Origin of the sequence: Polycladidibacter stylochi, from assembly GCF_001562055.1 — a bacterium.
GTDB classification, from domain to species: Bacteria; Pseudomonadota; Alphaproteobacteria; order Rhizobiales; family Stappiaceae; genus Pseudovibrio; species Pseudovibrio stylochi.
Map to the genome: position 1 here is coordinate 1 of NZ_LLWE01000039.1, position 12,806 is coordinate 12,806.

General features: G+C 43.1%; 13 protein-coding genes, 1 tRNA gene and 1 pseudogene. 9 read left to right on the forward strand and 6 right to left on the reverse strand.

The window, feature by feature from the left end; genetic code table 11:
* Nucleotides 1-95: 95 nt before the first annotated feature.
* The 5 genes and pseudogenes from AYK67_RS17185 to AYK67_RS14695 form a co-directional block, all read left to right on the forward strand.
* A pseudogene (locus AYK67_RS17185) lies at nucleotides 96-224 on the forward strand (PLP-dependent transferase); the annotation flags it as partial.
* 246 nt (nucleotides 225-470) lie between these two features.
* Nucleotides 471-857 (forward strand): hypothetical protein, encoded by a 387-nt coding sequence (locus AYK67_RS14675; protein ID WP_156453184.1) that lies wholly within the window; start codon nucleotides 471-473, stop codon nucleotides 855-857.
* Between the two features lie 274 nt (nucleotides 858-1,131).
* Entirely contained in the window at nucleotides 1,132-1,497 is a 366-nt protein-coding gene (locus AYK67_RS14680) for a hypothetical protein (protein WP_068088458.1), read from the forward strand.
* A gap of 156 nt (nucleotides 1,498-1,653) precedes the next feature.
* The gene (locus AYK67_RS14690; RefSeq protein WP_162265121.1) at nucleotides 1,654-2,256 is read left to right on the forward strand and encodes a hypothetical protein; all 603 of its coding nucleotides are present in this window, start codon (nucleotides 1,654-1,656) and stop codon (nucleotides 2,254-2,256) included.
* Between the two features lie 122 nt (nucleotides 2,257-2,378).
* Complete coding sequence (locus AYK67_RS14695; protein WP_068088467.1) at nucleotides 2,379-3,083, forward strand: hypothetical protein; 705 nt, start codon at nucleotides 2,379-2,381, stop codon at nucleotides 3,081-3,083.
* Nucleotides 3,084-3,161: 78 nt separating this feature from the next.
* Here the strand turns inward: AYK67_RS14695 and AYK67_RS14700 are convergent, their stop codons facing one another.
* On the reverse strand, nucleotides 3,162-4,271 hold the full coding sequence (locus AYK67_RS14700) for a COX15/CtaA family protein (RefSeq protein WP_068088470.1): 1,110 nt from the start codon (nucleotides 4,269-4,271) through the stop codon (nucleotides 3,162-3,164).
* 185 nt (nucleotides 4,272-4,456) lie between these two features.
* On the opposite strand from AYK67_RS14700, the gene AYK67_RS14705 reads away from it, so the two are divergent.
* Nucleotides 4,457-4,657, forward strand: coding sequence for a DUF2842 domain-containing protein (locus AYK67_RS14705; protein WP_068088473.1), 201 nt, complete (start codon nucleotides 4,457-4,459; stop codon nucleotides 4,655-4,657).
* 260 nt (nucleotides 4,658-4,917) lie between these two features.
* Nucleotides 4,918-6,102 (forward strand): GNAT family N-acetyltransferase, encoded by a 1,185-nt coding sequence (locus AYK67_RS14710; RefSeq protein ID WP_068088476.1) that lies wholly within the window; start codon nucleotides 4,918-4,920, stop codon nucleotides 6,100-6,102.
* 84 nt (nucleotides 6,103-6,186) lie between these two features.
* Here AYK67_RS14710 and AYK67_RS14715 read toward each other — a convergent pair whose 3' ends face one another.
* From AYK67_RS14715 to AYK67_RS14725, 3 genes are read right to left on the reverse strand one after another with little or no spacing between them, the layout of a single operon-like run.
* Nucleotides 6,187-7,455, reverse strand: coding sequence for an APC family permease (locus AYK67_RS14715; protein WP_068088479.1), 1,269 nt, complete (start codon nucleotides 7,453-7,455; stop codon nucleotides 6,187-6,189).
* 37 nt (nucleotides 7,456-7,492) lie between these two features.
* Entirely contained in the window at nucleotides 7,493-7,819 is a 327-nt protein-coding gene (locus AYK67_RS14720) for a cupin domain-containing protein (RefSeq protein WP_082735852.1), read from the reverse strand.
* Between the two features lie 16 nt (nucleotides 7,820-7,835).
* Nucleotides 7,836-8,564: a YqcI/YcgG family protein gene (locus tag AYK67_RS14725; protein WP_068088482.1), complete on the reverse strand. Its 729-nt coding sequence runs from the start codon at nucleotides 8,562-8,564 to the stop codon at nucleotides 7,836-7,838.
* A 147-nt stretch (nucleotides 8,565-8,711) separates the two neighbouring features.
* Between AYK67_RS14725 and AYK67_RS14730 the strand changes: the two genes are divergently transcribed.
* A complete protein-coding gene (locus AYK67_RS14730) occupies nucleotides 8,712-9,152 on the forward strand; it encodes an Lrp/AsnC family transcriptional regulator (protein WP_068088485.1) in 441 nt (146 codons plus the stop codon).
* A 340-nt stretch (nucleotides 9,153-9,492) separates the two neighbouring features.
* Here the strand turns inward: AYK67_RS14730 and AYK67_RS14735 are convergent.
* Both AYK67_RS14735 and AYK67_RS14740 read right to left on the reverse strand, forming a co-directional pair.
* Nucleotides 9,493-9,569 (reverse strand) — tRNA-Pro (locus AYK67_RS14735).
* Nucleotides 9,570-9,707: 138 nt separating this feature from the next.
* Nucleotides 9,708-10,307 (reverse strand): polysaccharide biosynthesis/export family protein, encoded by a 600-nt coding sequence (locus AYK67_RS14740; RefSeq protein ID WP_162265122.1) that lies wholly within the window; start codon nucleotides 10,305-10,307, stop codon nucleotides 9,708-9,710.
* Between the two features lie 314 nt (nucleotides 10,308-10,621).
* Here AYK67_RS14740 and AYK67_RS14745 point away from each other — a divergent pair, with 314 nt between their 5' ends.
* On the forward strand, nucleotides 10,622-12,631 hold the full coding sequence (locus tag AYK67_RS14745; RefSeq protein ID WP_068088491.1) for a GumC domain-containing protein: 2,010 nt from the start codon (nucleotides 10,622-10,624) through the stop codon (nucleotides 12,629-12,631).
* Nucleotides 12,632-12,806: the final 175 nt, after the last annotated feature.

Below are 12,806 nucleotides of genomic sequence, written 5' to 3' on the forward strand. Positions count from 1 at the left end.
ACATGGCCATCGGCGGCATAACACCTGCCACTAAACTAAAACTGGCAGCGTAACTCTACAGCCAAGCTCCTCCAAAAATGGGGGGATTTCCATACCAGCTGACCGACGCACAAAAAACCGCTGCCGGTGCCGGACCCGATGTCATCCGCCTCTCCATTGGCATTGAGGATGCCGCGGACATAATCGCGGATCTGGAGCAGGCCTTGGCCAAAACCCCGCTGTAAGCGCGGGCGGCTGACCGGCTTCAAACCATAAAACGAGAGCATGAAGTGTAATTATAAAAAACACATCATGCTCAAACAAAAGAGCCACCTTCAACACATTGCCACAATTATACTCAAAGATAACAAGTGGACAAGAACGACAGATCAACAGATAACTGGTGATTTGTGGGGCGATTTATTCCATTACAAACCCCAATGGTGAACACTATTTGATTAATGCACTCATTTTTACCAGAGCAGGAATATATGTTTAAAAAGTTCTTATTGTTTGTAGTTGTACCTACAATTTTTTTGTTAATGGCAGCTTCCGTCATTACAAATACTGGCTATTCTCAATTCGCAAAAATATGGGTAGAAACCAGTTGTTCGCCTCAAGGTAATACCTGCCTTAAAGTATTAAAAGAACGCACGGTAGGAATTGACTATACCACAACAACCACCATTGTTTGGGAGAAGTACTTCTTCTGGTTTAGCTCGCTTCCCGAAAACTATTTGATTTTTGATCCAGAAGTCACAGTTGATGTAATTTGGCTCTCGGAAAATAGTGTAAAGTTTGACTATGAAGGCGGTGAATATAAATGGATTGGCGCAAAACCTCAGGATATCTCTTTCGAATTTAAGAGAAAAGGCTGATCGACATTCAACCGATATAGGAATGGTGATTTGCAGGTAACAGTGCACGCCAAAATAACAGGTTAAAGCAGCTTCGGTATTTCTATGAAATAGCAGAGTGTTTTAGAACAAACCAAGTAGCTCATGTTAAAATTTAAAGGGCGAAATATAAATGCTAATGGAACATTTGTGGGAATTGCCGCTGCTGGTGCCACGGCATTTTCTGTTTTTGAGCGTTTCATGAACTTAACATCTATAAATCCTTTTGATTCTGATCCTGCATACTAGGAAAAAAATGAAAATTTATTTTGACGCAATACGTGAAGAATGTGAAGTTTATGCAATACAATTCACTACTGATTCAAATGTGCCCTATAAAAAGAACGTAGTTTTTTATGTGACGTATGATGGTGGGAGTGGTTTATTAGCCGCTGATTTGACCGATTCAAAAATCATTGATCCTCATATCGGAAATGATTTCAAAATTTTATATAGTGAAGAATTGTCTGTAACATTGATATTATGGGATTATTTTAAGGACTTGACCCATTTTGGTACAATTGTAGAATACGATATAGATCCAGACATTGTTGCAGATTTTGATCGCGCAGCCATTGCAAGAGAGAAGAAAATCGGAATTGATATCTCTAAACGATCCTAATTCCGTATATGGCTTTTGAAAAGCGAAATTATCCTTGTGGTACTTTTTGTTCCTTTCAGCCCCACCTCAAAGCCGACATTCATTTTAATTATAGCAATAAGAAGGAAGTACTGTTGTGGCCTAGTAATCTCATCACACCTAAAGCGCTGAGCATTTATGTTGATACTGATCTTCCCCCCCGTTTTAGGGGAATATCCCACCACCATAAAACCAACTGATACTGACAAGCTAATCATGAAACTTGAAGAATTAGAAACGACCCTACTAAAGGCTCCCGATAGATTAAAAGCTTCAATTAAAAAAAGTATCGCAATGCAGTTAAGTGGCTGTTTTTTAGAGTTCTGTAGACAATATAACCTCAAAGAAGAATGGCATATTTTTTATAGAGCTGTTTTCTGTGATAATGCCAGTGAGGATAAAAAAGATATTATCGATAGTATTTTCTCAATGGCCGCAAATAAAAACGCTGAACTTGATGAGTTTGAAAAGGGAACAACTGAAGCTTTAGAAGCAGCCTACCTATTACAAAAAGACACCGAAAAAAGTTATTGTGAATCCATAGCAAGCTACTGCCATTTTATTGGGTCATTAAATATACAGTACCGTCAAATAGATATTGATTGGGTAGAGCCAAATTATGAGCTGGACGATGACCTATTAAACTACATCAATCATTATTTAGAGTTTATATCCGGTACAATCGACGAAACCCGCCTTTACGCTCAGTCATCGTTTAACGAAATCAAGCCCATTATCTAATTAGAAAACCTCACCACCCAAAGTATACGCCCATAAAAAACCACAGTATCTCTCTAAGAAAAGCTATAAATAAAAAGTATAAAACAATTCATATGCAACCGCATTACACAAAGAGAGATTAAATGGATAATAACTGGTTTTTCAAATATTTATGGCGCTTCAATGCTATTGTTATTGCCTGTGCAGCAATATTCTCTTTCATCTCCATTGGCTTTTTCACAGTGGAGCAAACAATTAGCAAACCGGTAGTCGTGCAAGAAACGGTCAATATTGATAGAGAAGATAATATCTCCCAAGAATATGACTTATACATAAGCAATCAAATTGATGACAAGTTCATTATCAAGCTCACACTCGATCAATCCTTTGATTTTAAATATTTTTCTAAGGATACAGAAGAGAACTTAATGAATGTCGGTGTTTATTCACCTTTAACCGGACATACCAACTGGATATTTCCAACCAGCAATCAACTCATCGTAAACTATAAAATCCTCTATCAAACAAATAAAGCAATCCAAGATAGAGAACGAAAGGCAATCGGGCAATTATTCTCGGTTGTTGAGCGCGATACAACACAAGATAACAGGCTCTCCTATTCGGATGATAAGTCCGTTTGGTCGAGTACTGCAGATGGCACCAAACTTAAAAAAATCATCCCCCATATACACAGCAATGTAATTGTTCATTACCTGTCAGATGACCAAATCCTCCTAAGCTACGAAGATACCGAAGGCTACAAAACAGCGCTTTACGACCCAATCACTCAAACCGTGAGCTCACGAAATACTATAGAAAAACCCGCACTTACCCCACAAACTCAATAGTAGCGGATAAAGCGTATTCCCGAAAAGTGTTAGCGGTTTTCGGGAATACGCGTCAAATGAATAGGTTAAAGCAGGTGATTAAATAGCAACAGGAGATACAGCCTCCCCCGCCCTCTCCCCTATTTGCCCTTGAAACTTCAACAACACCACCAGCTGCATGGCCAGTGCTAACACCACCATGGCCATGGCTTGGTGCGCCAAAGCTTTATCCAGCGCCGCCACACTCACCAGCGCCCAAATACCCAGCACAGCTTGCAAGCTAACAGCGCCCCATAAGCACAGCGCCGCACGTAGTACCGAACGTGGCGCGTCAGAGCGAACCAGCCCCCACCACAACAAGGCACTGGCAATAAACAAGAGGTAACCGCCCAATCGGTGCTGCAACTGCACCAGCTTAATGCTTTCAAAATGCCCCAGCCACCACGGGTCCAGCACATACAAGCCTTGCGGTATTAAGGCCCCATCCATCAAAGGCCATGTGTTAAACGCCATGCCCGCATTCAGCCCGGCCACCAGCGCCCCGAGCAGAATTTGCACAAAACAAAGCCCAACAAAGCCCCAACCGCACATAAGTGACCAATTTGCTCTATGCCCCGCTTGTCCAGCAGTACTCTTAATAACCGCGTAGTGCACCCGCTGCGCCAGATAGAAAACATAGCAGTATAGCGCGCAGGCCATTAGCAAATGCACCGCCAACCGGTACTGGCTCACCTCGACACGCTCCACAAGGCCCGAGGCCACCATCCACCAACCTACGGCACCTTGTAGCCCGCCTGCACAAAACGCGATAATGAGGTGCGGCTTAAGCCAACGCGGCACCGCGCCTTTGAGCCAGAAAAACAACACCCCGCAAAAAAACACCAGCCCGACAAACCGCCCTAAAAACCGGTGTCCCCACTCCCACCAGAAAATTCCCTTAAACTCGGCCAGGCTCATGCCTGCATTGATTAGCTTATACTGGGGAATTTCGCGATATTTGGCAAACTCTTCTTGCCATTGGGCCGCACTCAACGGCGGTATCACCCCATGTATCGGCTTCCACTCCGTAATCGAAAGCCCCGACCCGGTAAGCCGCGTGGCACCGCCCACCACCACCATAAGCAAAATCATCAGGCAAATAACATAGAGCCAGTTGCGCATTGCGTGCGCATAGCGTAATTGCGGTGTCGGTGGGCAAAGCGTTGTCATCAACGGGCAATCCTTTAGAGTTTCATCACCCTAAAGAATATAGCGGCACCCCACACAAAAAGAAGCCTAGCCAATGGTGCTGCCATAACGCGCAGACGTAAAAGCGACACCAATTCACAGTACAGCACCTTTTATAAGGGCGCACAAAACCAAGCGGTAATTCCGCTCATAATTGGGAGAAAAACATGTCATCCAGCCTTCGACGTTTTATCGGTATGGTATTTTTAGTTACCTTTGTGATGGTCTATTGCTTTGTTGTCATGGTTTTTGGTGATATTCTTGTCTACGGCAAACATTGGGTTCTACAAATTGCTTACTTTGGTTTCTTTGGACTCATCTGGGTAATACCTGCGGGTTTTATCATTAAGTGGATGTATAAATCATAGAATCATTCAAATATGTATAAATGAATTTTTTTATCTTAGTTCCACAGCCTAACCGACTTGCATTGACCGGCGTTAACGTTAAAAATCTAACTTATGAAAGGATTCTACAAACAAAAGGCAAAAAATCATGCCCAGCACAAGGTTTAATTTTTATCAGCTTACAACTTTGAGTTTAGTTGATAATTTGCTACAAGCATAAATTGTTGCATCAATTATTTACTAAGCAAATAAAATTTGGCTCTATCTGGGCGATACGATATATGGCTGAAACTGAAAAACTTAACGTTACTTTTCAAGCAAACCCTTGCCAATCTCTTAAAGATTTACCTCCCGAGGTCATTTGGGGGTGGCGTGATTTACAGTCCACCGGGGTTTTTGGACCCTTTCAGTCCTATGAATGGTGTGAGGCATACACCACTCACATGGCACAAACTGAGAGGGCAGAATACTTTATTGTTTCGGGAAGCTATGAAGGCCGTATTGTTTTCATTTTCCCGATGACAATTTACCGACGTGGCGGTGCTAAAATTCTCAAAGCACTTGCGGATCCAATAAATGGCGAAAATGTTGGTTTATGGTGCGCCGAGTTCCACGCCTTGGCGAAAGGTTCTTCGCTCGACCGACAAATACGCAATTTGGCACGCCAGTCCGGAGTGGACATCATTAACTTGCGCAATATTCCGCAAAAGCTCATTGGCAAGCCCAACCCTGTTGCATCCGTTCACAACAAAAAAAGCTCTGTTCCAATTTATGGCATGCAACTATCCGAGAAAATCACTGATATTTTGAATATTTACCAAAGTGAATCGGAGCGCGACCGCTTGAGCGCCGAACGTCGCCGCTTACACGCCCTAGGCAATACCATGGCAGAGATGGTCGTTATTCCCTATGAAAAACGTATTGCAATCAATAGCATGCAAAATCACCATAATAAGCGCCAACGCCGCACTGGTGAGCCACCCTTTATTGATAGCAAGAATAAACGCGCCTTCCTGGAAGCATTGATCTCCAATGAAGACCAACGCAATCCATTGGAAATAGAGATTTACCGCTTAAAGGTTAGCGGAGCCATTCGCTCGCTGTTTATTGGTATCAAATGTCAAGACAGCTTTCACTGTCTGGCTGCCTCCACTGACCAAGGCTTTATTGGCACTTTAAACCCGCAATCCGTTTTGCTCTATGAAATGCTGAGTGACATGTGTAACCGGGGCTTCAAGAATTTTTATTTTCACCCCGGCACAGACGCTTTACGCGCCAGCTGGGGCAAAAAAGTAGAAATGCAAGACTGGAAACAAGCTCTCACACTTAAGGGCCGCCTGGTCATATCATTCACCAATCCATTGCTGAAGTTGCGAGAAAGACTAGAAAATTACCCGAAAATAAAAAGAGTTTTTGAATCTGTTGCCAAAATTTATCGCAGCATTCGCTATCGTGATCGAAGTTAACCCAAAGGCTCAAAAGATACTGCAATCAACTCTCATTTGATGAAATGGCGATTTACCAAATCGCCTTTTTTTCCGTTGCACGAGTTAACTCTTCAATCTTTTGATATTTCGCTTCTTTAGCTGTGCTGTCATCAATGCCAATATCATTAAAATAAGAGGGTAAGTCAGTGTGATGAACTCGCGCATCACTAGCAACCCGACAACAATTAGTAATGCTATGACAGCAACTAAAGATGTTGTTTTTCCTTGTTTGGCAAACAACAGGGCTGCCGCAGCAAACCCATATAGAATTAAAAAATTCTGACCGGCATATTCAAGAAGTGCTGCTAAAGGCAGTAGCCCGCTTTGTGCCAAAATAATTGCGCCACTTAAGACAGCCAGCACAGCAATAACAGCTCTTAGCGGGGCACCATCTTTTGTTTGTGCAAGGCTGGCTGGAAAGAGGCCTTCGCGAGCGGCCGAAACCACCATTCTTGACACCGCCCAAACGGCAGCTGAAAGATTTGCAAATACAAGGATGAGAGCGACAATACTCATGATTGTACCAGCAAAAGCGCCATAGTTTTTTGCAAATAATGCAGTAAAAGGTGCTTCAAAATGATCGGTTATCTGGCTTTGCGCCACAATATAGGCAAGTAAAACATAAAACAGTAGAGCTATAATAAACGACAGCCCCATGGCCAAGGGAACATCACGAGCTGGATTTTTAAATTCCTCTGATAAATGTGCGGCAACCTCCCAGCCCGTAAATGCAAAAAATACCATCATAAAAACAGCGCTGTATTGGCCAATTGAATATTCAAAGCTAAACGCGTTGATGTGCCCGCCACCCTCTTGAAGCTGCTGTCCTTGGACCGCGAGCAGGCCTGCAACAATTATTGCAATAATTACAAATACCAGAAGGGAGGCTATAGCACTGTTGATTTTTCCTGCCTTTTTAACAGAAAGGAAATTTATCAATCCGGCCATTAAGAGCAATAAAAGGGCGAGAAAATACGGCGATGCATTGATGAAGCTGGCAGCATAAAAGCCACCTGTTATGGCAATTGCAGGCAAACCTAACGAAACAGCGCCAAAGAAAAGAAAAGTACATGCAGTATACGCCAAGCTACCAAATTGATCGCCAGCAATAGCCGGAATACCACCAGCACTAGGGAAATTACGGCCGATAAGTGCAAAGACCAAGAGTAGTGGCAGCGATACTGTTGCACACAAAACCCACAGCCATAAAGCATCGCCAGCAATTTCCCGATAAGCCAGACCGGGCAAACTGAGCAAGCCCGCACCCAAAACGATATTCAACATTAATGCCGTACCATTACGAACACCAAGCGTTTTGCGAAGCTGCGTCATTTCAACCTCTAGTTATTGTAGGATAGTTGACCCAAGCTTAAATGGCTCGGTGCATTGCAATAATGTACTTCGCACCATTTTCAAGAGCGACAGATCCATGACGCATGCCTTTAGGTAAACAAATCACATCGCCAGGGTGACAAATCCGTTCTCCTCCCTCCCAATAAAACCTCAATGAACCTTCAAGTATGACAAGTGTTTCATCGCAGTTATGCTCATGCCATGGAAACTCTTTACCAGGCTGGTCGTTTTGAACTTCGATTGCCCCTTGAGAAGGTAGTAATATTTGCATAAGTTGCGACCAGTCATGAATAGAAAAATACTTTTCATGTATTTTAAAAGACCAGTCATTTTTAATTTCCATAGCAAATATCCTTCACTCAAGAGACTATAGTATTTATTTTCAATTGGGACATGGGGCACTTGGGAACGTTATTATCATCATCAATAAAGTACTGAGAATATTCACGATTATTTTCATCGCCATACCTCCCCAAACAAGGGGACGGACTTATAAAATCATAGTCCTGCAATCGACTACGCACATTAGAAAAGGCCTGCTCCGCTTTTCTATGGTCATCAGTAATTCCTTGAAAAACCCAACGAGGTTGAAATGCCACCATGAATCCAGTCGATCGCCTGCTTTGCCTTTTTATATGAGCAGGAGTATTGCAGACGACAAAAAAAGGTTCTCCAGAAAAGCAAAACTCCCATTTAGGCTCATCAATGTTATGCGGGATATCCTGAGGCCAAGGTTTTTTATCTAAGATAGATAGCTCTTTCAAAAGGCTCCAAAATTTCTCCCGATAACTCTCCATATTTTGTACTTCTCTTGGGCGCTCAAATATTACCAGGGATGTATACCTGCCATATTGTTTTGCATGTAAAAGATAGCACGAAAGTATAGCTGCGACCTGTGAGGCCGCCATTTCTTCAAGAAATGCAAAACGAAGATTATTTTTGTTAAAACCCGTTACCCCATAAATACATGGGAATAATCGCGTATTACTGCACAAAGCCGCTTCCAGCTCTGACCAACATACACTCTGCCATGTAGATGGCTTGTAAAGCTGACGCACTTCATCCTTTTCAAAAAACAAGGAAGTCATATTCCTCTAACCATTAATCTCTAAATGAACGAGTAGATCTATGGTATGCATGTTGCCGTTTAGTTGAATAGCTTACGAATTGACTAAGATTTAACATTATGTAATCCTATCAATACTTAAACTTATTAGTTTTGAGGATTTTATTGGATGTCATCGCAAACTAATTTGAGTGAAAATGATGAGAAAATCATAAATTTATTGAAACAGGACTCGCGTAGAAGCCTAACTGAAATTTCGGCAATAATCGGACTCTCCCGCCAAACAATTCAAAGCCGCATCCAGCGTTTAACCGACAAGCAAACAATAAAAAGATTCACTATAGAAGTTGATGAAAAACTCACCACCAAAGATGACAAGGTCGCTTTTTTTATAAAAATTAAAAACAACGCTTGTGAAAAGCTATATTCAAGCATAAAGAATTGGCCAGAATTACTATACTGCTACTCTCTTACAGGGCACATCGATATGCTGGTTGTGATTAAAGCAGTAAGCAACGATGAAACCGAGCGTTTACGTAACAAGCTTTATCGTCACCCAAGTGTTGTTTCAGTGCATACACAAGGAATATTAAAAACATGGCGTGAGTAAGCGTTTTATTATTGCCATCCCCCCCAATACAGAACACTTGATATAAGTAAAAGTTATTTACCGATTACAACTGCAAAACAATTTACTATTTTCATTAGAGAAAAATAGAATATTTACACCAGAAAAACTTATAGTTTCTTAATTTTACTTTAAAGAGCTTAAAATAAGCATGTGCGTTTAATAGTATTTTGAAGCCGCTAATTTAATGAATGCGAACAGGGCTTACCTATCAGTCGCTTTACTTTCCATTACGAACTTGCGCGTTACGTATTGAAAAGCCAATATTGAACATGTGCTCAAGGGATAACTTCATTTTCTTATACTAAGTAATTGAAAACATTGGTCGGGCAGGCCGGATTTGAACCGACGACCCCTTCACCCCCAGTGAAGTGCGCTACCAGGCTGCGCTACTGCCCGCTGTTTTACAATGTTGTAACACAGGTTTATTAGCGGGTTAAAATGTTGATTACAAGTGATAAATGATCGCCAATGAACTCTTATATGTGGAAATATATCGGACACCGGAAATCATGAAATGCAGCTCAATTGATAGGATCAGTGTTTCATTTTGGTGTTTTTAAGATACACCAGAGATTGCTTGCCCACGACCAGCGTATCTCCCGGGCTTACAATTGTTGCGGGCGTAACCTTTGATATTTGCAGGCCAGCTCTTTCTCTTAAAATGAATAGCTGCGGAGCGCGGCTGTGACTGGGCAGCCCTCGCAAGCCACCAGCTGTTGCAATTGCATCAAAAACATTCATCCCTGGATCATATGAAAAACGCCCGGGATGATGCACATCTCCCAAGATATAAATGGGTTTATAATGCAGTGTCTCGACTGTGACATAAGGGTTTTTGTAGTATTTTAGCGACAATCGGTGATGAATTAGTTTTTTGAGCTCTCTTGGTGTTTTGCCAGCAGCGTTCACAGAGCCAAGCAATGGAAAGTCAATTTGCCCCCTAGCATTAACCCGATAATCATTTGTGAGAGAACTTTGCTGATTTACCATAATCCTTAGGGTTTCTGTTGCCTGTATCCTATAGGGTTCCGGCGATAAATACTCATTTATTACAAGTGAATCCGCCTTGTTATGAGCGCAGGAAGCAAACGATATGGTCATCAGACCCAATATGATAAGATTAATAAATTTCATGAAAAAACTGTACACCATCATTTGAACAGTTGCCACAGCGGAGTTGGTGCAAAACGGATACAAAACGTGGGAAGATCGGTTCAAAACAGTATTAACTATGACCATTTTGTATGCATCTTTCGTTTTGGCAGCGCTATTGTTTTCTTTTAAAAAAATAAAGCAGTGACCAAACGAGTTAAATCGTAAAAATTAACAGTATGGTTACCCTAATCCCGCATATCTGTGAATTATTGGCAATAACTGTGAGGGCGGGTTTGTCTCAAGGTCACGCAGATGAAGGTAGGCACCCTATTGGCCGAATAATGTGGCGGGGGATGCTGTGGGTTGCGCCGCTTTCGGTGCTGCTGGCACTTTGCGTCTTTTTTTACCTGACCCAACTTCCGCCGACTTATTACGCCAAGTCACGCATTGCTATTGATGCCTCGACTGCCGTCTTGCATATGCCGGATGGCGCATCACTCGATAGATTAACGCAAGAAGCGGATATCATAAGCGAGCAAAACAAAGTGCTTGGCTCTGATGTGCTGATGCAACAAGCTTTGCGCACCGCAAAACTAGATGACAGCACAGTATTCCCTAATAGTATTCGCAGTGCATTTGAAAATACCCTAAACCAGGTTGGCATTCATATTTTCAAGCAACGCTTATCACCGGATGCCCAGTTGCTCGAGCGCTTTAAAAGTAATTTACAAATTGCTTATGATAGTACCAGCAAAACAATTATCATTGGCGTTTCAGCGCATGATAAGGCAACTGCTATGCGCCTGGCAAATGCCATGGCCAGTGAGTATCTTTACACACAAAACATGGCCAACCGGTTCGCCCGCCAGCGCTTAAATGACAATCTTGCCCCAAGGATTCAACAGATCAAGCGCATGATAGCTGCGGAAAATGCGGTTCAAGCGCGTCTGACCCAGCTGCAAAGCAAAATGAAGCGCCTAGAAAGCAAAGCAGCAAAAGCACGCGCGCTCGACAACAAGCCACCAACACTAACCCCAAAAGCCTTGCGTGAAAAACAACAGCTTACGAGCCGGTTACAGCGCTTGCAGCTCTTTAAATCCAATGGCTTTTCGGGAGATGGTATTGACCTAAGTTTCGCAACACAATTAACGCACCTACTTGCGGAAAAAGGCCGGATCGAGGCCCGCATACGCACAAAACAAGCAACCCTTTTACCTGCACACCCGCAAATGATTGCGCTTAACGAGAATTTACAGGCGGTGAAGGTGCAAATTGCCGAGACAGGGCGAGCGGCATTAACCAGCATTGAAACGCAAATTGCACAAATAGACGGATTTGGCCAGGCACGAGAAGCACAAAACGCAGCTTTTGCCGCTCAAACCGCAGCATATCTTTTGCAAGATGAAAAACAAACACTGCTGATGCAAGAGCTGGATAATAGCTTGAAAAAACTTGCCGCACTGACAAGCCAGTTAGTGCAGTTGGAAGATCAGCAAAATGCGCAAGGCGGGCAGCTAAATGCCCGTTTGGTAGCCAAAGCAACAAAGGCCAACCCCAAATACAACAATGCATTCGTATACAGCGCTATAGCGTTTGCGCTTTGTTTTATTACCGGTTGTTTAGTGGTGCTGGCAAAAAGTTATGTTAGTGGTGCGTTTCGTCGCCAAGACAGCCTCCCGCAAGAAGCATTAGCCGTACCTGATGCAGTGCAAGCAAAGGGCACAACGCATAATTCGCAGGGGTCGAAAGATATTGTGCACTCCCTTACCCACCAAAACGAACCGCATAGCGGTATGGCGGAACAAGAAAAAGCCGTGAAGCGGATTGTCGTGCTCACTATTGATAGTGAAGCGCTCTCCAGCCATGTGGCCGCTCAATGTAGCCGCCGCTTGGCAGAGCGCGGTATTATGCCACTACGTGTGGAGGTGAGCGATAGCAAAGCGCAATTATCACAGCAGGCGAGCGATAACTACGGTTTTGCCGAGTTACTAGAAGGTTCCGCCGCTTTTGCGCAAGTGATCTATCGTGATAGCGATACAAGAGCGCACATTATCCCGCATGGCCAACACACTATTGAAGATGACGCGATTTTAAGTGGCCGCTACCAGTTAATTATGCAAGCGCTTGATGCCACCTACGATGTGATCGTTGCTGATTTGGGATTGATGGATGCTTCGCTTATTGGAGCGCAAATGCTTGCCGAGGCTGATAGGGTCATTATTGCCAGCGATGGCTCCCCAGCGGGGCCTGAACTGGAAGACGCGTTAAGTTTGTTGAAACAGCACTGTAATGCACCAATTGAAGTGGAACGGATAAACCACTTTGATGGCGCCCACCACCTTGCCTATGATATCGCCGCTTAGAGCGTATTGCCGAAAAGTGGGTGCCGGTTACCGGATAAAAATACGCGTCAAAATAATAGGTTAAAGCAGGTTTGCTGCTTTTAAGCACAGTACACGACACATTTGCTGAGAGTGACTAAATCTGTTTGAGTGCTGGATTCTTCACCAAAAGGATCCAGAGCTTGTCCAACATCGA

Coding starts and splice junctions, on each gene's coding strand:
- AYK67_RS14675 (WP_156453184.1), top strand. CDS start 471: ATGTTTAAAAAGTTCTTATTGTTTGTAGTTGTACCTACAATTTTTTTG.
- AYK67_RS14695 (WP_068088467.1), top strand. CDS start 2,379: ATGGATAATAACTGGTTTTTCAAATATTTATGGCGCTTCAATGCTATT.
- AYK67_RS14730 (WP_068088485.1), top strand. CDS start 8,712: ATGTCATCGCAAACTAATTTGAGTGAAAATGATGAGAAAATCATAAAT.
- AYK67_RS14690 (WP_162265121.1), top strand. CDS start 1,654: ATGTTGATACTGATCTTCCCCCCCGTTTTAGGGGAATATCCCACCACC.
- AYK67_RS14680 (WP_068088458.1), top strand. CDS start 1,132: ATGAAAATTTATTTTGACGCAATACGTGAAGAATGTGAAGTTTATGCA.
- AYK67_RS14715 (WP_068088479.1), bottom strand. CDS start 7,455: ATGACGCAGCTTCGCAAAACGCTTGGTGTTCGTAATGGTACGGCATTA.
- AYK67_RS14725 (WP_068088482.1), bottom strand. CDS start 8,564: ATGACTTCCTTGTTTTTTGAAAAGGATGAAGTGCGTCAGCTTTACAAG.
- AYK67_RS14720 (WP_082735852.1), bottom strand. CDS start 7,819: ATGGAAATTAAAAATGACTGGTCTTTTAAAATACATGAAAAGTATTTT.
- AYK67_RS14705 (WP_068088473.1), top strand. CDS start 4,457: ATGTCATCCAGCCTTCGACGTTTTATCGGTATGGTATTTTTAGTTACC.
- AYK67_RS14700 (WP_068088470.1), bottom strand. CDS start 4,271: ATGACAACGCTTTGCCCACCGACACCGCAATTACGCTATGCGCACGCA.
- AYK67_RS14740 (WP_162265122.1), bottom strand. CDS start 10,307: ATGAAATTTATTAATCTTATCATATTGGGTCTGATGACCATATCGTTT.
- AYK67_RS14745 (WP_068088491.1), top strand. CDS start 10,622: ATGCTGTGGGTTGCGCCGCTTTCGGTGCTGCTGGCACTTTGCGTCTTT.
- AYK67_RS14710 (WP_068088476.1), top strand. CDS start 4,918: ATGGCTGAAACTGAAAAACTTAACGTTACTTTTCAAGCAAACCCTTGC.